The sequence below is a fragment of the Pseudomonas sp. NFACC51 genome, from assembly GCF_900103575.1.
GTDB lineage: Bacteria > Pseudomonadota > Gammaproteobacteria > Pseudomonadales > Pseudomonadaceae > Aquipseudomonas > Aquipseudomonas fluorescens_Q.
Map to the genome: position 1 here is coordinate 298,985 of NZ_FMXH01000002.1, position 21,412 is coordinate 320,396.

Here is a 21,412-nt window from a genome sequence, read left to right on the forward strand (position 1 = left end):
CCCCTCGATCATGTCGGCCGCCTGCTGGGTGGCCTGGCTGGTGCGGGTGGCCAGCTTGCGGACCTCGTCGGCGACCACTGCGAAACCCCTTCCGGCCTCACCGGCTCTGGCCGCTTCTATCGCCGCGTTCAAGGCCAGTAGATTGGTCTGTTTGGCGATGCTTTGGATGGCGGCGACTATCTGCGTCAGCTTGGCGAGGTTTTCCTGCATCGCTTGATGCTGACGTTCCTGAGTCTGACGCAACTGGCTTTCCTCGCGATGGGCGTGCACGTCTGTGATCGCCCCCACTGTACGCAAGGGCGTGCCGTCGTTGCTTCGCTGGGTCTGACCCCGGCCTCTGAACCAACGGTACTCGTCGTTGCGGTGCCTGAGGCGGTAGGTCACATCGAAGGGTGTTTGGCCGGAGCGGTCGGTGACATGTTCGACAAACGCTTGCACGGCCCGTTGGCTGTCTTCGGGATGCAGGCGGGACAACCAGCTTTCGAACACATTGGGAAACTCTTCGATGGTTTCGTAGCCGAGCAGGCGACGCATCTGTGACGAGAACCAGATGGCGTTATGGGGATTGGCTGGATCGCCTGCGATGATATTGATATCCCAGAGTGCATCCTGAATGCATTCGCGGGAAATCTCGAAGCGGGCCGAGAGCATCGCGAATTCTTCGTCTTGCAAGCGTTGTCTGTGGATGTCACGCAGCATACCGACGCTGATCTGTGGCAGCCCCCGTTCGTCCCGGAGCGTTTCACCGCAGATCCGGACCCAGCGGTATTCTCCCGAGTGGCTCGCGAGACGCACCTCCACCTGGTAGGGCGCGTGCCCGCTGCGATCGGCCAGGTGACGAGCCAGGGCATTCAGATTGACCTGGCGGTCGTCAGGGTGCAGGCAATCGTTCCAGGGGCCTAGATAGAAGGGGAGGTCCGCCTGAGTGGGCAGGTTGCCGAACCATTGCAGTACTGCATCGCGGGCGGGCTGTAGGCTGCCATTGAACTGCAATTTCCAGAGCAAATCACCCGACCCGCAAGCCGCCAATTGCCAAAGTTGCGCTTGATCGTGCAACTGCGTTTCGTACTCACCCAGCTGAAGCTTGAGGCGTTGCAGTTCAGCATCAAGGTCGACCACGCTGGCCCGGAGCGCCGTGCGATCGGCGAGCAGGCGTTCGATGCCGGCCAGTACCCGTCGCAGTGACGAATCCTTCGCCGCTATCGATACTTCCTCGCCGTCGGGTTGTTCCAGTCGTTCGCCGAGCAGCTTCAATTCCTTGCGGGTGCTATTTCTGAAAAACATCAAATACCTCTAGTTTTACTCACGAGGTTTCGGGGCGGTTCTGGTTCTTGATGACCCGAGCATTCCGGTCTTCGAATGCTCGGGGACTGTCTGACCTGGACTGGAGTTTGTCGACTCAGGCGGACTGGTACAGACGGCGCTCGATTAGCGCGCTGCCACGCAGGCGATGTGTTGCCTTGGCACCGGCCAGCACGGCCAGGTCCAACAGCGGTTCGAGGGTGACGACGGTCATGTAGGCACTGCCGAAGGTCAGAATTGACAGGGCGTTTCCTGCGGTGAAGCCTTGTCCATAGAAGGCCCAGAAGGCAACCCAGGCGACGATGCCGGCCTGGAAGGCGGTCGACAGCCCCAGCGCTTGTCTATAGCTCAGTTCCACATACGGCGTGTTTGGCGCGATGATGCGTTTCGCCAGGGCGGCGACTGCGAACAGCGGTACCAGAAGGGTGGTGACGTTCATGCCGTATTGCGGCAGGTCGAATGGCGCGAAGAACAGACTCTGGATCAGCAGTCCCAGGGCTAGACCCGCTGTCGCAGGTGCGGCGCCGAGCAGCAGAAACAGCGTTGACCCCAGGATGAGATGCACCTCGGAGACGCCGACTGGATGGTGCGGTAGTAGCTCGAAGAAGCTGAATACCAGGGCCGTGGCAGTGATAGTGCGAGCCAGCAGCGAGAAGACCCCACGCTCGCCTATGGCTTGGGCCGCGAGTTTGAGGGTGTAGGCGCCGGCACCCGCGGCAGTGACATAGCTCAGCCAGAGTTTTCCAGCTTCCACCAGGTTAGGTTCGATATGCATGACGATTGCTCCTTGGCCGCTTCGCGACCTCGAAAGTAAAAAACAGGACGACTCCGGCCTCAGCTGATGGCCCGGCTGATCGCTACCGGCTCATGCCGTGGCAAGTGCTCGTGGCCGTTTCCATGGGCCGGTGGGCAACTCGCATTGAGCAGCGTCACCGGTTGTCCATGGGGGGTATTCAAGTAAGCCTGCTGCCATTGCTCGGTGCGCTGGGTGATGTCTTCCATACCCGTTAAACCAAGTGTGGTGACCATTCTTTCCATCGCTGTGATCCATTGCCGGTAGTAAGTGTCGTTGACGCTTTCTCCGGGTTGCGCCGGGCTAGCCTTGATCTCGTCGCTGAATACCTGCACCCAGTCTTTCCAGGGGAATAGACCGATTTGGTGCAGGTGTACCAGCAGGGAAAACGCCTGGACCTGCCAAGGTTTGTCGAACACCGGGCCCTCATCGTCGGAAGACAGGCCGGCTATTGGGGGGATGTGATGCAGGCTGGCGCTCATACGGCCTCCAGATAGTTGTCCCACAGATCAATGCAAACGCTGTCCGGTCGCGCCACTCCCCACAGTTCTGTGGCAGTGAAGCGAACGGCATAGACCTGTTGGGGTTGTTCGCCGAGACCGTGGGCCATCGTGTCTGGGGTGGCAAACGCACCGTGTGCAATTTCGATGGTCCCGACCTTGCCGCGCGCGTAGCGCGGCAGTCGGGTGTGGGTGGTTGGGTTGAGGTTCTTCGTCCGCACCCGGTCACCGACCTGGAAGCGGCCGGAGACAGGTTCCTTTGCCCGGGAAGAGGCGCCGCCGAGCACTACGGCCTCGACGATGTCCGGTGTTAAAACCGTGACGGGCTGTGTCGGTGGGGTTGGTTTGGCCGTACCCTGCAGTTCGCCATTGCTGATCACGCCTTTTTCCAGCAGCAGGTTCTCGAAGGCATGCAGCCAATGCTCGTAGTAACTGGACTGCAAGTATTCAGCCGGTTCCATGCGTTCAATGGCGTGTCGGAATTCGTCGACATTGAAGTGTCCGCCGGCGAAGAGCGAGGCGAACAGCGGAAAGACCCTGCGCTCCCAGTCGTGATGGAAGATCGGTTCATTTTCCTCGGTAAGCACTGGGCCGAAACCGTGCATACCGCCTAAGTCGTGTACACCGTTCATGGGTTTTCTCCTTCTCAGGTTCAGGCTACTTGATCCGGATTCTTAGGCAGTCCGGTACCGATCATGGCGTCGCGCGTCACCAGCTCGACCAGTCGTTCCTCACTCCAGCCGTCAGTACCTGCCGGACGTTCCGGCAATACCAGGTAGCGCAACTCGGCACTGCTGTCCCAGACGCGAACTTCCTTGTCATTGGGAATGATCAAGCCGAATTCGGCCAGCACGCTGCGCGGATCGATGACGATCCGTGACCGATAGGGCGCGGATTTGTACCAGACGGGTGGCAGACCCAGGGTCGGCCAGGGGTAGCAGGAGCACAGCGTGCAGACTGTCACGTTGTGTACGGTCGCGGTGTTTTCCACCACCACCATGTCTTCGCCCTGCACGCCGGAAAAACCCAGTTCGGCAATGGCCGCGGTGGCATCTTCCAGCAGCCGCTGCTTGTAATCGGGATCGAACCAAGCCTTGGCGACCACCTGAGCGCCGTTGCGCGGGCCGACCTTGTGTTGGTAAGTGTCCACCAGCGCATCCATGGCGGTTGGGTCGACCAAGCCCTTTTCGATCAACAGGGATTCGAGTGCCTTGACACGCAAGGCGATGGCCTCGGGTGGCTCGGTGTGATCGTGATCGTGATCGTGGTGATGTTCATGGGTATGGCTCATGTATTGGCTCCTCTGAAGTCGATACTCACTTTCAGTGCTACTTGCCGGTGTTCGTTCGCCAATGCGATGCGCAGGTCTACAACGTCCGCCAATCGACAGAAGCCTCGAATGCCGCTGCCGCTTGATAGAGGGTGCCTTCGGCATAATGTCTTCCGACAAGCATCAGCCCCACGGGCAGTCCGTCCACCAGGCCGCAAGGGATCGACAGGGCGGGGTGCCCCGTAATGTCTTGAGCGGCCGTATTGCCAAGCATCTCCAACGCACGCGTGACGGTCTCGGTGATTGAAGAACCCGGTTCCGGGAGCGGCTGAGCGGTGATTGGCACTGTCGGCATGACGAGCAGGTCATAGGTGTCCAGCGCCTTGTCGTAGGCCGCCCGGGCAAAGCGCGCAATGTTCTGGGCCTTGGCGTAGTAGCGACCGTTGTAGCGCTCCAGACCGAACTGGCCGACGAACATGCAAAGCTTGAGTGACGGCGACAATGCGTTCGCCTGGTCGCGCCAACCGGCCTGTTTGTCCAGCAGGCCCACGTCGTACAGCCCCTTCCAGTTAAAACCCGCGCCATTGCCGTGCATCATTTGCATGGTCAGGCCTTCACAACCGATAGGGCTCCATAACGACCCCGCCAGGTTGTGTTCGGGAACCGATACCTCCTCGACCCGCGCGCCCAACGCCTCTAGCCGGGCGATAGCGCTGCGTACCTTTTCTGCGATACGTGGATCCTGGTTAGCGAGTTGGAAGCCTTCCTGGAGGATCCCGATCCGGAGTCCGGTCACGCCTCGTTCCAGATAATCGCAATAGGCATCGACCTTGGGGGCGGCTTGGCGAGGGTCGAGCCCGTCGGCGCCGGCCATCACTTCGAGCATGAGCGCGTTATCGCGTACGTTGCTCGTCATGGGGCCGACATGATCGAAAGTGGACTCGATCGCCATGACCCCGGTGTAAGGCACTAGACCCCAGGTAGGTTTCATTCCATAAATGCCGCACCATGCGGCAGGAATGCGGATGGAACCGCCTTGGTCGCCACCGATAGCCAGGTCGACCGCGCCCGTCGCCACAAGCGCCGCGCTGCCTGAAGACGAACCGCCCGTCGTGTAACCATGGCGAAAAGGGTTGTGCACAGGCGCGGGGTCCGAGGTATGGCTACCACCGGAGAGGCAGTAATGTTCGCAGGTGGCTTTGCCGAGGATGGTTGCTCCTGCGTCGAGCAGACGCGTCACCACGGTGGCATCAAACGACGGTACGAAACCCTCCAGTGGCGCGGCACCATTCATCATCGGGACACCGGCCAGAGAGATGTTGTCCTTGAGCGCGACCGTCTTGCCGGCAAGCTTGCCCGAACTGGCGCCCATCACCTCGGTTCTGTAGTACCAGGCGTTCAGCGGATTATCCGTGCTTGAAGGGCGGTAACCAGCACTGCGCTCGTAGCGCACTGGAGGGATGAAATCTGGCAACTCATCGACCAGGTCGTAGGCATCGAAACTGGATTGCATAAGCGCCAGGTATTCGCTGGCTTGCTCGGGTGTCAGCTGTATGTGCAGGCGGCTGGCGAGATCCTGCACGTGTTCGAGAGTCGGGCGGATGATGGCCATGGGGTGTCCTGTGTCCTGTGCCAACCCGTAGGGGCTGGCAATGTCTGTTCAAACGTCATCTCGGGGATGCCCGGGCACGCTGCGCACTCTTGGCGAGCCGTGCTCGGGGCTGGTATCAAGCTATCTCCACAGATTGAGCAGCGCTTGGCTGAGGAGGACAGTCGCTTGGTTGAGCGGGACTCGCTTGCCCCTGTTTTTATAGCCACGCCACGGTAGCCGTCGGCGGCCAGAGCGAGCCCTGGCAGCCGTAGGCTGATGCCGAGCGTATTAGTCTTTGGATTCCGGCGTGGCCTGTTTCTGAGATGACTTCCCTGGTTTTGGCCAGACAACCCCAACGCTTCTCATGCCTTTGGCGGGGTCCATTTCCGGGTGCGCGAGCACGACGTCCCGATAGGAGGGGCTCCCGATCACCGCCGGTTTGAACTTGATGAGGAAGTCGTTGACCTCTTTGCGCAGATCCGGGGCCAGGCCGTAGTCGTCGTAGCACGCCTCGAGACAATCGAGCACCGCTTGCCAGTGCACCTCGGTCAGGCCCATCCCGCGATGCGCGGTGACCATGTCTCTACCCCGGTATTTGGCGCTTCCACCCCAGTGCTCGGAAAGGAAATCGACAAAATTGATGTGTTCCTTTTGGAACGTCGATTCCGACATATGGGCCCAGATGTGCCCGATGGCGGGGTGTCCCATTGTCTTTCTCAACACGGCGCCTGCGAACTGATAGATCGCGTCATAGCCGCCAAGACGGGTATAGAGGGAGGGTTGTTGTTCCATGGTGGATTGCTGGTCGGTCATTGTCTGGTTACTCCGTTTCGGGTGAGAGGCATCTCATTAGCCAACTGTCGCGCCGTTGGGCACACGCTTGGTTGATAAGGACAACGGGTGGTAGAGACGGGCGGGTCTAAAAAACCCTGACGTAACGCAGGTTCATGCGAAAGTCTTCTTTGGGGCCGTTCTCCACCGCAAGGTCGCGTCCAAGTTGCACTTGGAGTTGGTCCTTGGCGGTGAAAAACTTCCTGGCCGTGATACGGAAGTTGGTGGTTTCCATCCTGTCGTCCTGGTTGACACCATCGATCTGGTTTTCCCCGCCCCAACTGTGGCCGAAGCCGATAGCCAGCGCCGTGGTCTCGTCGGGCATGTAGCGCCCCATTAACTGAGCACCGTAGGAAACGTCCTGCTCCCGGCGGGCGGAGTTGGCGCCGAAGTCGTTGTTGTCTGCGTACCAGATGGCGTCGCCGACGAGGTCGATGGCCCACTTCTGCGTGAAGTGCTTGACGTAAGCGGCCTGGAGATCAACCTTCCAACGGTTCTCGCCAATGTTGAGCGCGTCGTCTTTGTCATAGTCGCCAGTCGGCACGTACAAGTAGGCGGTCGCACCGAGGGTGTCGTTGGCGTCGTTGAGACGGTACTTGAGTGGCGCGGTGAGAATGAGGTCGCCGATGCCGCTGGCGTCGCCTAGACCAGAAGCGTCACCACCGCCCGAGACATGACCGAAGGGCAACAGGAATTGGGGCTCGATGGTCAGCCGCTCGCTCAACTGGTAGACGTGCAGCAGACGCAGAATGCCGATATCGGAAGTCAGGTTGAAATCGGAGCTGGTCTTGTGACCCTGGGCATAGGCACTGTCCGTGGTGGCGTGCTGGTAGTAGACCACGCCGATGGTCGCTCCGACGGGGAGCGGCTCGTAATCGCCAGGATCCACCTCAAGCGCGTGAGAAGAAAGGCTGGGGAGGAGGGCGGCAAGCGACAGGTAGCGGAACTGTTTCATGATCGACGATCCTTTTTTCGGGCAAAAAGAGCCCCGCAATCGCCAGTCAGGCAATGCGCAGGGCTAAAAGTGGAGTCAGCGATGAAGTCAGGTAGGCGACACTTGCGCGTCGCGCATCATCCCGGTCTGCGGGTGGCAGTTGATGTACTCGAACAGTTGCTGGCTACCGTCCGCTACCGAGACCTCGTGATACAGCCGCAGCTTCGAAAGGCCTCCGATTACTCGGAAGAACGTGGTGAAAATACGTAAATGAGTGGGGTGGGATTCTGCCCAGCGTTCCAGTTTGTCGAGGGATCGCCAGTGACCGATGTCATAGGCGATGTCGAGAAGATTGCCATCCAGGTCGACGTTGCGTACGAAGCGGTTGCTGTAGCAGCCCAGCGCCTGCCCCTCGTCACGCAGGAAGTTCATGCCGTCTTGCAGGGGCGGCAGCATCTCGTTGAAATAGAGCGCGCGCTCTTCCTCGCCGGCTTCGACCCAGTCTTGTCCGGAGCGGATCAGCGTCAGGTTGTCGTGGCCGCGCACCACGACCCTGCCGCCCTTGGCGGGGTCGCCTGAAATGACTTGCAGTTCGCTGGTCGGCTGCATCCAGTCGGTTTGTGAAATAGCAAAGCGGTCGCGCGCCGAGCCCCAGTAGCCGTGCTCCTCGATCTCGCCGCTGATGCCGTCCATGATCGCACCGACACCTGGCAAATCGTCCTGGAATGCATACAGCGTCTCGAACTGCTCGGCGCGCGGTGCGATGACTTCGCGGAAATACCCCAACCCCTCGTTCAGGCGCGCATCGTCGCCCCACCAATCGGCCACAGGCGCTGAAAGTAGCCATCGGTGGTAGGCGGCGGGATCACGCCAATAGCCCACGGCGATGAAGTTCCCATACCCCTGATTATCCAGGTGGTAGGTCAGGTCGTGATTCCCTGGGCCATCGGCGAGGGCAAAGCTGGCGTCAATGTAGCGCATGGCTTGCAGGGCGGCGGCGCGTTGCTCGTCGCGAAATTGCACCCCGAGGTAAGCCATCACCACTTGCTTCACGTTTTCGTCGGCTCGCCCCACATACATCGGGAAGGGTGGCTGGTAATCGTCGTGAACACGACGGGACAACGTCCGGGGACATTTGAGATGTTTATCGATCGCAGATTCCATGGGGGGCTCCTTTATTTCCGTCTCAAACGGACGGTTCGCTGTTCTACATCCCAGTGGATGTTGTTGTTTTGCGGTGAGTACCGCGCCATCGGCGTTGCAGCATCAAGGTCCCGAGCTGCACCAGGTAAGTGGCAATCTCTTCGGGTGCCATGTCCCATCGCTGTAAAAACCAGGATGAATCGGACAGTCGCTGCTGTTCTCGTGGATGCATGAGACACCTCATCATTCGTGCTTGTAGGGGCACGGCGTGGAGTAGAAATTATCCAGGGGGGATGCAACGTGCTTGGCTCGAATGGACAACCGTTTGGTTAAAAAGGACAGGCAAAAAAGGCCGGCATATCAGCGCGCAGCAATGGTGCGGGGCTTGTGAATCAAGGGGGCGAGGTGCCCCGAGAAGTGGCATCAGGAGTATTGGAAGAATCGGCCCATGTAACGCGCAGGCACCTATCTTCCAAGGTGTCTGACAGCGGGAATGAGGCGATGGCGATGGCCTGCTAATTGCTTGGCTCGCCGAAACGTTACCCCGCTTTTTTTGTTGAATCGCCGCCGCGAGGTGAATGCAATGAGCCAGACCTGTCAGTATTCAACGCTTGCCGTTACGGCCCCCCTCCGGTTCGATTACTGGAAGGAAGTGGTTTGTCACCACTGCCTGGACGCAGACAGCAAACTGCTGGCGCAGAGCGATTTTGACGGGGCGCTGGAGGTGCATGGCATGGGCGAGTTGGACATCTGCACGTTGTCCGCCCCCTTGCATTATTGGGAGCGCTCCGCCCAACACCTGCGCAGTGATCCCAATGACGACTTGTGGTTGGGCTTTACCAGGAGCGGTTATGGCGAACTGGAGCAGGCTGACCGACGGACGAAACTGGCGGCGGACGATCTGTTTCTTTATGACGCATCCCAGCCGTTCAGATTCAGCTTCGGTGGTACTGATAACCACCTTGTCCGCATTCCGCGAAAACTGCTCAGTCAGCGCTTGCCCTCCATAGCGGACTGCACCGCTGTGGTTCTGGATGATCGTCGCCCGGGAGTGATTCCGTTACGCGAGATGTTACGGCAAGCCGCGAGTATGCCTTCAGGCTTCCATAACGAAGGAGTATCCAGTCGTTACTCCAGCACGTTGCTCGACCTTCTGGTGGTCAGCCTGGAACTCCAGGATTTAAAGCAGACTCATGACGAGTTGGATCTGCATGGCCGGATCATGAATTACATCCACCGGTATTTGACCGAGGCGGACCTGTCGCTCGAACGCATTGCTCAAGCCCACCATGTCTCAACGCGCACTGTGACGCGCGCTTTCGCCCGTCATCAGAAATCGCCGGTCGCAGAAATCTGGAAGGCACGATTGCTTGCCAGCCGCGACGCTATTGAGCGCGGTCAAGTCCGCAGTATTTCTCAGGCGGCGCTGGATTTCGGTTTCTCCGACTTCTCTCATTTCAGCCACGCTTTTCGCAAAGCCTTTGGCGTTGCCCCCCATACTCTCCTGCGACGAGAGTGAAAGAGGGGCTTTATCGCTCCTGAAGCGAAGCCTAACCATACAACCGCTGCTCAATCTCTTCGAGCGTGCTGCCGCGTGTCTCCGGTACCCATACCGCGACGAAGGTCAGGGACAGGAGTCCTGCTCCCACGAACACAAAGAAGGTTTGGCCGATCCCGATCATCGCAACCAAAGATGGAAAGAACATGCCGATCATCACGTTGGTCAACCAGAACGCTGCGATCGCCATACCCATGCATCCGCCGCGGATGCGCATTGGGAAAATTTCCGCCAGAAGCACCCAAAAAGCAGGCCCGATCAGCCCTTGCATGGAGGCCAGGAACATCGCCATGGCGCCGAGGATGAGCATGGCGCGGGTGACGGAGGGATCGAAAAAAACTGAAACCAGGCCAATCAACAGCAAAGACAATGTGGTGCCAGTGAAACCGAGCAACATCATTGGACGACGGCCTACACGGTCGAGCAAAGCAATGCCCACGAAGGTTGCGCCAATGGAGATAACGCCGTTTACAACATTGGCGATCAGTGCGCTACGTTGCTCCAGGCCTGCTTCTGTGAGGATCTGGGTGCCGAAGTACATGATTGAATTGACTCCGGTCAGCTGCGACGTAACAGCGATACCGATGCCAATCAAAAAGATTCGCCGCGCACCCTTTTGAGACAGGTCACGCCAGCCGCCTTTTTTGATGAATCGTTCGTTGCTGATCTGCTGGGTGATCGCCTCCATCTCAGCTTTGGCGTAGTACTCCTCCCGTACCAGTTTCAGCACCTCCAGGCCCTCTCTGAAGCGCCCTTTGGTGGCCAGCCAGCGCGGGCTTTCCGGCATGTAGAGCATTCCCAACCAGAGTGCCACTGCTGGCAGGGTTGCCAAGGCAAGCATCCATCGCCACACACCATCGAGATCGCTAAACAAATTGCCCAGTGTGGCGTTGGTGGTGAAGGCCAGGAATTGCCCGGTGACGATCATCAACTCGTTGCGGGTAATGATGCGACCGCGGATGCTGGATGGCGCCATCTCCGAAAGATACGCCGGCACGACGACCGATGCGCCGCCCACCGCTAACCCCAGCGTGAAGCGGGCGGCCACCATGACGTCGAGGGTTGGCGCCAGCGCACAAGCCAACGCGCCAAGAAAAAACACTACGGCGAGGAAAAGAATGATACGGCGGCGACCCTTGAGGTCCGATAAGCGACCGCTGAACAGTGCCCCCATCATTGCGCCGATCAATAGGGCGCTGGCGACCAGACCTTCCGTAAAGGGTGTCAGGCCCAGGTCATCTTTCATGTAGAGCAAGGCGCCGTTGATGACGCCGGTGTCGAAGCCGAATAGCAAGCCGCCAAACGTGGCAATCCAAGTGATTTTTTGCAGGTAGCGCTGTGCCTGGTGCTTTTCAGGGCTTACATAGGCGGCTGAAGTGTCTGCCGTATTTCCGTAGGAATTAATTGTCATTGTGATATTCCTGACTGAAACTCATGGGGATACTCACTCGCCATCGCGGTGAGCGTTTCAATATGCAATTACATGGGTTTTTCTCGTGGTGCGATTCAGATGGGTTGGGGTTTGAAATCGCTGGTGGCAACCGGCATGACGCTCTGTAGCAGTCTTACGGACTTTTCCAAACCCTCGAGGCTGTTGAGTAAAACGTCCTCATGCTCGATCGATAGCCAGCCATCGTAGCCAGCCATCTTCAGGCGGTAACAGAACTGCCGCCACCATTGCTCACCGTGGCCGAATCCAAGTGTGATGTAGGACCAGCTTCGGGATGAGATATCCATCAATGAGCCATTTTCCAGGAGTGAATCCACGGCCTGGACTGGCGCATTAAGCAAAGTGTCTTTGGCGTGCACATGATAAATGGCGTCGCCCAGTGCCTCGGCGGCGACCAGCGGATCAGCGCCCATCCAGAACAGATGCGAGGGATCGAGGTTGGCGCCAATTACCGGTCCGATGGCATTGCGTAGCTTCAGCAGCGAACGGACGTTGTAGACGCACTGGTTACCGTGCAATTCCAAAGCGATGCGCTCCACACCATTTTCCTTGGCCAGATCAGCTATCTCGCTCCAGAAGGGCAGCAGGCGTTCTTCCCATTGATAGCGCAGCATTGCCTGGGTTTCGGGAGGCCATGAGGCAACCACCCAGTTCGGCATCCTGTCGCCGGCCTGACCTTCAGGTAAGCCAGACATGGTGCAGACGGTCTTGACTCCCAACTCACCGGCTACGCGTATCGTGTCCTTGAGGCACTGGCCTTGTGCAGGCTGCGTGGGGTGCAAAGGGTTGCCGTTGGCGTTCAGGGAAATGATCTCCAGATTGTGTTCCTGGAAGCTGCGTTTGAGGGCCTGGCGGTGGTCGGCGCTGGCGAGCATCTGGGCCAAGTCAAAGTGCGGCGCGGTGGACCATCCGCCAGTGTTGATCTCCAGGCCCGACACTCCCAGCCGTTCAGCCTGCTTGAGCATCTCCCGCAGGGGCAGGTTGCCGAGGCTATCGGTGACGAATCCCAGCTTCATGACGTAGCTCCTTTTCGCGACCGGTAGAGGGGCGGTGCTTCCAGCGTCGGCAACACGATCCGGCGACGCTGATTGAGTGCCTCGATGCCGGCTTGGGCGACAATGGCTGCGCAATAGCCGTCCCAGGCATTCGCGGCATGGACTGGGAACCGACCTGTGTTGATGAACGCCACGAATGCTTTGTTCTGCAGGCGGTAGGCGTCGGCGAAACGCGGCCGCCAATCGGCCGCGTACCTTTCAAAACCCTGAAGACAGGTGTTGAAACGAGCATGTACGGGTGTGTTCAGTTGCACGGAACCTCGCTCACCCACCAACTCGCCACGGACGTCGTACCCGTAATGGGCGTTGTTGTTGATTTCGATGTTCACCAGATGGCCTTCCCGGGTTTCCAGCACCATGAATACCGGGGCGCCGACGCCGTCCTCAGACGTGTGGGTGGGTTGGAACACTGAGATGGCAACGTATTCAGTGTCGAGCACGTGACGTGCCACATCGAACTCATGCGGCGCGGAGTTACTGATTGCCATTTGCCCGCTGAAGTTGGCGGGGGCTTCTACGTTGCGGTGGAAGTTGTGCATCATCACAGCCCGACCTATCACGCCGTCGCTCAAGGCACTTTTCATTTCCCTATACGAAGGGTCAAACCGGCGCATGAAGCCCAGTTGCACGAATTGGCGACCCCGAGAGGCCTCTTTGTCGATGACCGCCAGGCACTGGTCCGGGCTTTGAGACAACGGCTTTTCACACAGTGCGGGCTTCCCTGCCTCGATGGCTGCCATGGTCAGGACCGCATGGGTTTCGTCCGGGCTGGCGATGATGATTGCATCGACATCGGACCTTGAAAGCGTGAACAGTGGATCAGTGGAAACGTCAGCAGCGCCATAACGGTCAGCTATCAGCTTCGCTCGCTCTGGCGACGCATCACACACCACGTGCAAAGTGGCTCCCGGAAGGTCCTGGGCAATGATGCGGGCGTGATCCTCCCCCATAATCCCTGCGCCGATAACGGCGATTCGTATGCTCATATTCAACGACCTATCAATGGGCGACAGTCATCAACGCAACGTCGAACTCGCGTGCGTGTGGACTGGGAAGGGAGATGTATGTGGCCATAAGCGGCGTAGCCGTGGCGGTCGAAACCAACCGATGAGGCGAGTTATTCATGGGACTATCCTGGCGGTTTGTTGTGTTTGTTGTGCCTCGATTATTAGCACCGAACAAGCAATCATCAAGGCGCGCCATAGGCTATTTATGATGTGAAAAACCTCAAATTTGAAGGTGTAGTAGTGGTTTTCATTGCTCTTGAAAACAGCCATCAGTAATACGTATATGATGTAAATGACATCAAGAGAGAGCGGGCTATATGACCATGCAAACATCGGCGCGTTTATGGAAGGGGCCCACCGTTCAACAGGTCGCCAAGGTGGCCAGGGTCGGAGCAGCCACCGTCGACCGCGTGCTGAATAACCGCCCCGGCGTGCGAGAAAACACCCGTCTGAAAGTGCTGGCGGCGCTGGATAAGCTAAAGAAGGACTTGGCTGATGGCATGGCAACGTTGCAGATCAAGCTCTTTTGCGATTCGGGCGAAACCTTCAATGCAACATTGGCTGACGCCGAGGCATTGGTGAACGCTTCGACGCCAGGTGTCGTGGTGCATGGCTACTATGAACCGACTAACCAGGTCGATCCCGCCACGTTTGCTGATCAGGTTCAGGCGCAGGGCGCCTCGGCGGATGGGGTGATCGTCGTATCGCGCGAGCATCCGGCGATCAACCGAGCGATTCGCAAACTCTGCAGCCTGGGTATTCCAGTTGTGTGCCTGACCACCGACCTGCCTAATTCCGGGCGTAGCGCCTATGTTGGCAATGATCAATATGCGGCAGGCAGTGTCGCCGGGTTACTGATCGGCAATGCGTTACCTAAAGAGCCCGCGAAAATCCTGCTGGTGACCAGTGTGCCGTTTCGTTGTCAGCAAGAGCGGGAGATGGGGTTTCGCCGGGTGCTCCGCTCGGAGTTTCCCTATCTGAAGATCGACGAGCGGGTGATGTCCGATGATCGCCCTCAGACCACGACTGAACAATTGACGCGTTACTTTTCCAAACACGACTACCCGGCAGCCATCTACAACGTGGCCGGCGCCAATCGGGGCGTTGCTTGCGCAATAGATACCATTGCGGCTGAGGATCGGCCTATTTTCGTCGGCCATGAGCTTACGGTTCATACGCGGGCGATGCTGGAGTCCGGTGTTATGGATTACGTTATCTCTCATGATTTCGTTGGCGAGACGGCCGCAGCGGTGCGCTGGATACGAGGAGCGATCGAGGGCGCGGCGAGCGCGCCACCCTCAACACAGATCTTGATTCACACTCGATATAACTGTGGTGCGTAAGGCCAACGTTGCGTTCTACCCAACCGTGTCCCTCAGCAAAACCAAGGATGGAGGCCTATGTCGGAGTCAGTACCGATCGAGAAACGGTGCTCCTTGCCATGCAGCCGATACGATTACAGACTATCCGGATCCTCGAAGAACATTTTGACTGGGCCCCAGGACGGTAGTTACAGCCCGAAAAAAGGTCGCGTTGCACGCCTAATTAGACGCCACCAAAATACCTGCAAATGCAAAGCACGGCCGAGGTGGACAGTACTAAAAGAGTTGCAAAAATGCCGGCGTTACGACCAAAAGAATTGTCGTCTGTAAACGAAAGTGCGTAGCCATGTAGAATGCGTCCAACAAGTAGTACCGAGCCGAGCGTGTGTAGTTGCCATTGCGGTGAGCCGGTTAATTCTAGAAATCCAATCAGCACGAGCGCCAGTGGAACGTACTCAGCGAAATTGCCATGTCCTCTAATGCGCCGAAACATGACGGAATTGCCACCGTCGCCAAGGCTAGGGCTGCCAGGCCCCATTCTTCCAATAATTACTCGGGCACTTAGTGCAATGAATAAGATTGCAAGTAGGCCACCGTAGAGAAGTGTAACCTTCACTGTATGCTCCCTGCCCCGCAAGGGGCCTAACTAGTGGCTAAAATTGCTCGCCTCGAAGCGTATGCACCCCGCGAAGGCTGTTGGCGCTTAGATCTTTGCTCTTCAATTGCGCTGCGCTAATCGGAGCTAAAGAACTGCTATTGGACGTTTCCCAAGGAAGGAGTGCGATTGTGATATTTAGCTGAAACAGGGCAAGGAATAGCTTGCCCTGTTACAGGGAATTACGCGTCAGCGCCGCCTAAAATATTCTCTAGTTGCATTTCTTTTAAAACACGGTCTTGAATGGGTTGTTTGGCAGCGTTAATTTCATCAACACCCCAAACCATGCCTACCACTGTGCGTGTAGGACGTTTGCCGGCAGGCATATCTGCTAACGCTAAATAAGTATCGACGACCAACTGTGGATCTGGTGCCTGGTCAGACTGCATGAATTTCGCGAATTCTGCGAACATAGCATCAGGTATCTTTGCCAAGTCACCATAGCTCTCCAGTACGTCAAGACGGGAAGGCGCTTGCCCTCCAGCACTCAGACCAGTAGGGAACGGGCCTGGTTGCACGATGGCAACATCAATACCGAAGGGCGCCACTTCGTAACGTAAGCCTTGGACGTAGCCTTCCAGAGCGTGCTTGGTGGCGGCGTATGTAGAGAAATACGGCGCCGAAATCTGGCCGACCATTGATGAGGTGTTAATGATCAGACCGGATTTGGCTTCCCGCATAGCGGGCAAGACAGCTTGTATAATGCGCATGGCGCCATAGTAGTTGGTTTCCATCTGTTCCCTGGCTTGGGCAATGCTAAATGCCTCCGTAATACCCAGGTACATTACGCCTGCATTGTTAATCAAAATATCAATCTTGCCCGCTTTAGCCAGCACACCAGCAATGGCTGTCTTGACGGATTCGTCGCTGGTGACATCCATATCTACGACATGGATGAGGTTGCTATACGCCTCCAGCGCGGTCTTGACTGCGGCGTTCTTGCCTTCTGTGCCACGCATGGTGGCGAACACTTGGTAGCCCTTGTCTGCAAAGTCTTTCACTGCTTTTAGGCCAAATCCACTGCTGCTACCGGTGATGATGACGCTTTTTTTGGCTTCGCTCATTTTTCTTTCCCGCTGGGTTGTCTATTAAGTACCATTCGGTACAAAATAGGAGGGGAGGGTGCCGTGTGTCAAGTTAAAATACCAGGTGGTACAAAATGAGCTTAAATCCGACAAAGCCTTCAAGGGGACGACCTAAGACCCTGGACCGTGATCACGTTTTGGATGTGGCAATGGAAGCCTATTGGAAAGAGGGCGTACGCAGCTTATCCCTTAATGAAATTTGCAGAAGGTGCGATATATCGAAGCCAGGTCTTTATCGTGAATTTTGGAATGAAGATGGCTTGATGAAAGCCGTTATTCTTAAATATCAGGAACAGGAGCTGGATTCTGTGCTGGAGATGTTAAAGGCAGAAAAGCCGTTTCGAGAGATGCTTGACAGCCTGGTGTCATTCGCCACCTCGGTGAGTGACAGTCAAGGGATACCAAAGGGATGTCTTTTGATAAAGATGCGCGAATCACGCATGCACTTGGGTGAGGCAACACGAGCACAAATCGATTTCATTCAAGAGCAAGCATTAACGGCTTACAGGAAATGGGTGGAGCGTGCAAAAGCCAAATGTGAATTCTCTGCAGACATGTCATCAGAGTTTGCATCTATCTATATTGATGCGCAATTAAGTAATGCTGCGTCACAGATATCTCGTGGCGAGGATCCGCAGATTGTAAAGAAGATGCTGTTAGTCGCTTTTTCTATGTTCTGATGAGCATGCCTCTCAGCCCAGTGTTTCTGTAGAAGCAGGTATTCGTTCGTCTGGGGTAAAAAAGTGGCTTATCTGAATACTGTTTGATTGATATTTGCAGAGCCATTCATAACAATTCACGGCGCATGAGAATATTCTCGCTTCGCGCCCCGAAACTCCGGTGAGTGGGGCGTTAGGGTGTCTGCGTATAAGAAATTAATAGTGCTTTGTGGTGCTGAAAAAGCCGAGTTCAGGCTCTTGGGCGTACCCAGCCATGCGTGGGTTCTGTACGAAATCAGCTGAAACTCATTTGAACCCAGCAATCGTCGGGACTCAGTAAAGTCCGCGTCCATCAAAGGCAGGAGCCCAGTGTTCTGGTGCTCTGCTCGGGCGCTGCTAAAGAACCGCAAGATCATGCCCTCGGACGAAGCCGGGTCGGCCTGATGACGAAGATTCACATGCTGTGCGATGCCAATGGCGTAGCGTTGCGGCGCTACTGCGACCGCTATCGGATGCAGCCGGTTATCCCGCTGCGCACGATGAAGCGCAAATCCAAGCCAGGATTACCGAGACTGTGTGATCGCCCCAAATACCGACAACGCAACATCATTGAGTGCATGCTCAGCTGGCTGAAGGAGAACGGCCGCATCGTTGCGCGCTTCGACAAGCTCGCGAAAACTTATGCGGCGATGGTCTCACTGGCTTGCGCCATGCGGTGTTTGAGACAGTACTTTTCGTACAGTGCCTAGGCGCTTTGAATACAGATGAATGCGTCGCCGCTACACATTAGTACATTCTTATGTGTTAATGTGTTTGCACACTCAACTACCCCTATGAGCTCAACAATGTCCTCTCGCAGTCTTTTTGATGCTATGAACCTTGGCAGCATGGTGCTTCGAAATCGTATCGTCCTACCCCCACTCACTCGCTCCAGAAGCTCGCAGCCAGGTAACGTACCGAACTCGCTCATGGCAGCGTACTACCGCCAACGCGCTACAGCTGGCTTCATGGTCACCGAAGGCTCTCAAATCGAGCCACGTGGACAAGGCTATGCTTGGACACCCGGTATTTACAGTGACGAACAGGTCGAAGGTTGGCGCCAGGTGACCGAAGCCGTTCATGCCGAGGGCGGCACCATCTTCTGCCAACTCTGGCACGTTGGTCGTGTTTCCCACGTCAGTTTGCAACCCGATAATCAGCCTCCAGTTGCCCCTTCAGCTATCCGTGCCACCAACGTTAAAGTGTTCATTGAAACCGGCCCTAACGAAGGACAGTTAGCAGATCCGAGCATGCCGCAAGAATTGACCACTCTCCAGGTCAAGGAGTTGGTAGAGCTTTATCGCCGAGCGGCTCAAAATGCGAAGCGTGCGGGGTTCGACGGCGTTGAGCTGCACTGCGCGAACGGATACCTCATCAACCAATTCATCTCAGAACACACTAATTGCAGAACTGACGAGTACGGGGGATCTCTCACAAACCGGCTGCGGTTCTTACGTGAAGTGACTGAAGCGGTCATTGGTGTATTCGCAAGCGAGCGCGTTGGTGTACGCTTCGCGCCATTATTTGAATCGACGGATGAAGAACGGGTCTATTTGGGGCTGGTCGAAAAAGATCCGCAAGAGACCTACGTCGAAGCGACCAAAATGCTGGAAGGCCTGCGCATCGGGTACCTTTCAATTGCAGAAGCAGATTGGGACAATAGCCCTGATCTTCCAGACTCATTCCGGCAGGCACTGCGTGAGACGTTCTCGGGCCCGATCATGTATGCCGGTAACTACACTCATGAGAAAGCCAAACGTATTCTCTCGACGGGTTACGGCGACTTTTTCGGCTTCGGACGTACGTTTATAGCAAATCCGGATTTGCCACTACGTTTCAAAGAAAACCACCCCCTCAACCCCGTGGATCCTTCAACTCTGTATGGCGGTGGGGAGCGGGGATACACCGACTATCCGCACAGCGCCTGACAGCGTGCGGGGTCACCCAACTGGGGGCAGCCCCACATTAGAGTCAAGGTTCAAGGTTTATGGAGTTAAGCGAAGCACTTAAGGTCTTGTCTCATCCGACCCGACGAGCTGTCCTCGCGTGGCTGGCAAACCCCCACGAGTCTTTCAAGAGCTACAGCCAGCTCTACGACTTCAGCGTATACGGTGTATGCGCAAGCTTGATTCAGGACAAAGCGGGGATGTCGCAACCTGCGACATCCCTTTGCCTGAAGGTTCTTCAAGACATGGATTTCGTGACAGCAACAAAAGTTGGAAAATGGACGTACTACAAGCGGAACGATGAGCAACTTTTTGCCGCGTTGTCCGAATTGCATTCCGAGCTGGACGTCTGAGCCCTGCGGCGGCCTGGGGCAAAATCGTATCAGCGCCAACAAGCGATGGGCCCCTGCTGGTTCGTGACTTGTTTGCGCCGGGGTGGCCTACTGGCCTCTCTCCACGGCTAATCGCGCACGTTCCGCTCCTTGAGTCGGTTTGCGTAGCGGAAATCAATGACCCTTGAATTCGAGCTCCAGGCGCGGCGTACCGGCCTTCAGGGCCTTGATGGCCGAAGCAAGCCCGTTCTTCACGTCTTCTGTCTCGAACAAGGGCATGGCAATGTTGAACATCACATCGTCGGCCGCCTGGATGCCGCCGTTGGCCCAGGCGCGCAGCAAGGCCTTGTGAGCGGCGTGGGCGCGTGTGGGGCCGTGCACGAACTTCGCGGCGAAGGCATGCGCCGCTGCAAGCAGTTCGGCATCGGCGACGACGCGGTTGATGACGCCGAAGCGCTCCATCGTCGCAGCGGGGACACGCTCGGAAGTCAGCGCCCATTCCATGGCTCGTACGCGTCCCGCGCGTTCGGCGACGCGGTAGATGCCGCCCAACAGGGTCACTAAGGCAAGCGACTGTTCCGGATGGCAGAATGTTGCGCTTTCGGCAGCAAAGATTACATCGGCACGCAACGCCAGTTCGAAACCACCGCCTGCGCACAAGCCCTGCACCACGGCGATGACAGGCAAGGGCAGACGTTCGAAGCGATTGAAGACGTCCATGTAACCCTCGAAGCGTGCACGCAACTGGCGGGGGGTGTCATCGGGCCAGGACGTGATGTCGCCGCCAAAGCTGAAGTTCTCGCCCTCGGCGCGCACCAGCACGACGCGTGCGTCACTGCGTTCGATCGCGCTGACTGCCGTAGCCAGTTCGTCAACCATCTGGTCGTCGATGCGGTTTTGCGGCGAGCGATCAAGAATGATCGTTGCTATGCCGTTCTCAATGGTATGGGTGAGATGAGACATGTCGGGCTCCTGCGTTGTCGCAAGCTGAAGTTAGGCGAGGTGTTCCTTGAACCAGTCCAGCGCGGCGGTACTTGATTGATCGAATCTGGTGATGTACGGATCGAAGTGGCCGCCGGGAATCGTCACGAGGCGCTTTGGCTCAAGGGCACGCTCGTAGGCGGCCAGCTCAAGATCGGTCAGCGTGATCGTGTCCTGCAGCGCGACGACCATCAGCAGTGGCGTGGGGGACACGCGCGCAATCCACGTGCCCGGTTCGTACATGCGCGCAGCGCGCGTCGAGCGCACCGTGACGCTGTTCTCCCAGGCGCCGTCGGGTACGGGCTGCAGATAAAACTCGATGGCTTCCTGGGTGCGGTAAGCAGCAGGGACGGCCGGATCGGCGCTGACAATTGCCTGTCTACGCGGCGGCTCGCCGCGTGCTTGCGCGCGCTCGTCCGCCGCGAAGGCATCCTCGATGGCGGCGACAGCATCGGGCGGAATGCGGCGCAATCCTTGCTCGAAGCCGCTGATCGTCGGCACCTGCGCGACGACCGCACGCAAGCGTCGTTCGGTTGCGCCAAGCACGAGTGCGTGACCGCCGGAATAGCTCGTGCCCCATAAGCCGATGCGCTTCGCGTCGACGGCGTCCTGGTCTTCGAGGAAGCTGATCGCGCGCCGCCAATCGGCGATCTGACACCATGGGTCGATATCCTGGCGCGGCGTGCCTTCGCTGGCGCCGAAGTTACGGTGATCGTGCAGGAGGATGACAAAGCCGTTGGAGGCAAACTGCTCAGCGAATGGCTCCAGGCCGTGCTCCTTCACGCCGGCATAACCATGCGCCATGGTGATGGCAGGATAGGGGGCAGTGCCGCCGGTGGGAACATAGAGCCAGCCGCGCAGCGTGACGCCGCCCTCGGCTTCGAACGCGATATCGGTACGTCGAAACATGGAAGTTCTCCTTGTATAAAGAGGTCAGGCGGCGCCGTAAACCCTATGCG

General features: G+C 57.4%; 20 protein-coding genes and 3 pseudogenes. 6 read left to right on the plus strand and 17 right to left on the minus strand.

Annotated elements, in window-relative coordinates; all coding sequences use genetic code 11:
• Window positions 1-3: 3 nt before the first annotated feature.
• The 10 genes and pseudogenes from BLT00_RS32445 to BLT00_RS05400 all read right to left on the minus strand — a co-directional run.
• Window positions 4-288: pseudogene (locus BLT00_RS32445) on the minus strand (methyl-accepting chemotaxis protein); the annotation flags it as partial.
• A gap of 3 nt (window positions 289-291) precedes the next feature.
• A pseudogene (locus BLT00_RS05360) lies at window positions 292-1,284 on the minus strand (PAS domain-containing protein); the annotation flags it as partial.
• Window positions 1,285-1,399: 115 nt separating this feature from the next.
• Complete coding sequence (locus BLT00_RS05365; RefSeq protein ID WP_092143046.1) at window positions 1,400-2,077, minus strand: energy-coupling factor ABC transporter permease; 678 nt, start codon at window positions 2,075-2,077, stop codon at window positions 1,400-1,402.
• 59 nt (window positions 2,078-2,136) lie between these two features.
• Window positions 2,137-2,577, minus strand: a complete 441-nt coding sequence (locus BLT00_RS05370; RefSeq protein ID WP_092143049.1) for a nitrile hydratase accessory protein — start codon at window positions 2,575-2,577, stop codon at window positions 2,137-2,139.
• Window positions 2,574-3,227 carry a nitrile hydratase subunit beta gene (nthB, locus tag BLT00_RS05375; protein ID WP_092143052.1) on the minus strand — a complete coding sequence of 218 codons (654 nt, stop codon included), beginning with the start codon at window positions 3,225-3,227 and terminating at the stop codon, window positions 2,574-2,576. The genes BLT00_RS05370 and nthB overlap by 4 nt, the downstream gene beginning before the upstream one ends.
• Window positions 3,228-3,247: 20 nt before the next feature.
• The gene (gene nthA, locus BLT00_RS05380) at window positions 3,248-3,886 is read right to left on the minus strand and encodes a nitrile hydratase subunit alpha (RefSeq protein ID WP_092143055.1); all 639 of its coding nucleotides are present in this window, start codon (window positions 3,884-3,886) and stop codon (window positions 3,248-3,250) included.
• A gap of 76 nt (window positions 3,887-3,962) precedes the next feature.
• Window positions 3,963-5,477, minus strand: a complete 1,515-nt coding sequence (locus tag BLT00_RS05385; RefSeq protein WP_092143058.1) for an amidase — start codon at window positions 5,475-5,477, stop codon at window positions 3,963-3,965.
• A 267-nt stretch (window positions 5,478-5,744) separates the two neighbouring features.
• Entirely contained in the window at window positions 5,745-6,269 is a 525-nt protein-coding gene (locus BLT00_RS05390; protein WP_092143062.1) for a group I truncated hemoglobin, read from the minus strand.
• A 106-nt stretch (window positions 6,270-6,375) separates the two neighbouring features.
• Window positions 6,376-7,242: a transporter gene (locus BLT00_RS05395; RefSeq protein WP_092143065.1), complete on the minus strand. Its 867-nt coding sequence runs from the start codon at window positions 7,240-7,242 to the stop codon at window positions 6,376-6,378.
• Between the two features lie 87 nt (window positions 7,243-7,329).
• Window positions 7,330-8,385: an aliphatic aldoxime dehydratase gene (locus BLT00_RS05400; RefSeq protein WP_092143067.1), complete on the minus strand. Its 1,056-nt coding sequence runs from the start codon at window positions 8,383-8,385 to the stop codon at window positions 7,330-7,332.
• Between the two features lie 562 nt (window positions 8,386-8,947).
• Here BLT00_RS05400 and BLT00_RS05405 point away from each other — a divergent pair.
• Entirely contained in the window at window positions 8,948-9,883 is a 936-nt protein-coding gene (locus tag BLT00_RS05405) for an AraC-like ligand-binding domain-containing protein (RefSeq protein ID WP_092143070.1), read from the plus strand.
• A 31-nt stretch (window positions 9,884-9,914) separates the two neighbouring features.
• Here the strand turns inward: BLT00_RS05405 and BLT00_RS05410 are convergent, their stop codons facing one another.
• From BLT00_RS05410 to BLT00_RS05420, 3 genes are all read right to left on the minus strand, one after another.
• Window positions 9,915-11,333, minus strand: a complete 1,419-nt coding sequence (locus BLT00_RS05410) for a sugar porter family MFS transporter (RefSeq protein WP_092143073.1) — start codon at window positions 11,331-11,333, stop codon at window positions 9,915-9,917.
• 95 nt (window positions 11,334-11,428) lie between these two features.
• Window positions 11,429-12,388, minus strand: coding sequence for a sugar phosphate isomerase/epimerase family protein (locus tag BLT00_RS05415; RefSeq protein ID WP_092143076.1), 960 nt, complete (start codon window positions 12,386-12,388; stop codon window positions 11,429-11,431).
• Entirely contained in the window at window positions 12,385-13,413 is a 1,029-nt protein-coding gene (locus BLT00_RS05420; RefSeq protein WP_092143079.1) for a Gfo/Idh/MocA family oxidoreductase, read from the minus strand. Before BLT00_RS05420 ends, BLT00_RS05415 begins: the two co-directional genes overlap by 4 nt.
• Before the next feature lie 338 nt (window positions 13,414-13,751).
• Here BLT00_RS05420 and BLT00_RS05425 point away from each other — a divergent pair, with 338 nt between their 5' ends.
• Complete coding sequence (locus BLT00_RS05425; RefSeq protein ID WP_092143082.1) at window positions 13,752-14,777, plus strand: LacI family DNA-binding transcriptional regulator; 1,026 nt, start codon at window positions 13,752-13,754, stop codon at window positions 14,775-14,777.
• A 202-nt stretch (window positions 14,778-14,979) separates the two neighbouring features.
• On the opposite strand, the gene BLT00_RS05430 is transcribed toward BLT00_RS05425, so the two are convergent.
• The gene (locus tag BLT00_RS05430) at window positions 14,980-15,372 is read right to left on the minus strand and encodes an MAPEG family protein (protein WP_158265816.1); all 393 of its coding nucleotides are present in this window, start codon (window positions 15,370-15,372) and stop codon (window positions 14,980-14,982) included.
• Between the two features lie 221 nt (window positions 15,373-15,593).
• Window positions 15,594-16,475: an SDR family oxidoreductase gene (locus BLT00_RS05435; protein WP_092143088.1), complete on the minus strand. Its 882-nt coding sequence runs from the start codon at window positions 16,473-16,475 to the stop codon at window positions 15,594-15,596.
• Between the two features lie 95 nt (window positions 16,476-16,570).
• On the opposite strand from BLT00_RS05435, the gene BLT00_RS05440 reads away from it, so the two are divergent.
• The 4 genes and pseudogenes from BLT00_RS05440 to BLT00_RS05455 all read left to right on the plus strand — a co-directional run bounded on the left by BLT00_RS05440 (window position 16,571) and on the right by BLT00_RS05455 (window position 19,493).
• Window positions 16,571-17,176, plus strand: a complete 606-nt coding sequence (locus tag BLT00_RS05440; RefSeq protein ID WP_092143091.1) for a TetR/AcrR family transcriptional regulator — start codon at window positions 16,571-16,573, stop codon at window positions 17,174-17,176.
• A gap of 368 nt (window positions 17,177-17,544) precedes the next feature.
• A pseudogene (locus BLT00_RS05445) lies at window positions 17,545-17,904 on the plus strand (IS5/IS1182 family transposase); the annotation flags it as partial.
• A gap of 96 nt (window positions 17,905-18,000) precedes the next feature.
• Window positions 18,001-19,122: an alkene reductase gene (locus BLT00_RS05450; protein ID WP_092143094.1), complete on the plus strand. Its 1,122-nt coding sequence runs from the start codon at window positions 18,001-18,003 to the stop codon at window positions 19,120-19,122.
• Window positions 19,123-19,181: 59 nt separating this feature from the next.
• Window positions 19,182-19,493 carry an ArsR/SmtB family transcription factor gene (locus BLT00_RS05455; protein WP_092143097.1) on the plus strand — a complete coding sequence of 104 codons (312 nt, stop codon included), beginning with the start codon at window positions 19,182-19,184 and terminating at the stop codon, window positions 19,491-19,493.
• Window positions 19,494-19,646: 153 nt separating this feature from the next.
• On the opposite strand, the gene BLT00_RS05460 is transcribed toward BLT00_RS05455, so the two are convergent.
• Together BLT00_RS05460 and BLT00_RS05465 are read right to left on the minus strand one after the other, a co-directional pair.
• Window positions 19,647-20,435 carry an enoyl-CoA hydratase/isomerase family protein gene (locus tag BLT00_RS05460; RefSeq protein WP_092143100.1) on the minus strand — a complete coding sequence of 263 codons (789 nt, stop codon included), beginning with the start codon at window positions 20,433-20,435 and terminating at the stop codon, window positions 19,647-19,649.
• A gap of 30 nt (window positions 20,436-20,465) precedes the next feature.
• A complete protein-coding gene (locus tag BLT00_RS05465; RefSeq protein ID WP_092143103.1) occupies window positions 20,466-21,362 on the minus strand; it encodes an alpha/beta hydrolase in 897 nt (298 codons plus the stop codon).
• Window positions 21,363-21,412 lie beyond the last annotated feature (50 nt).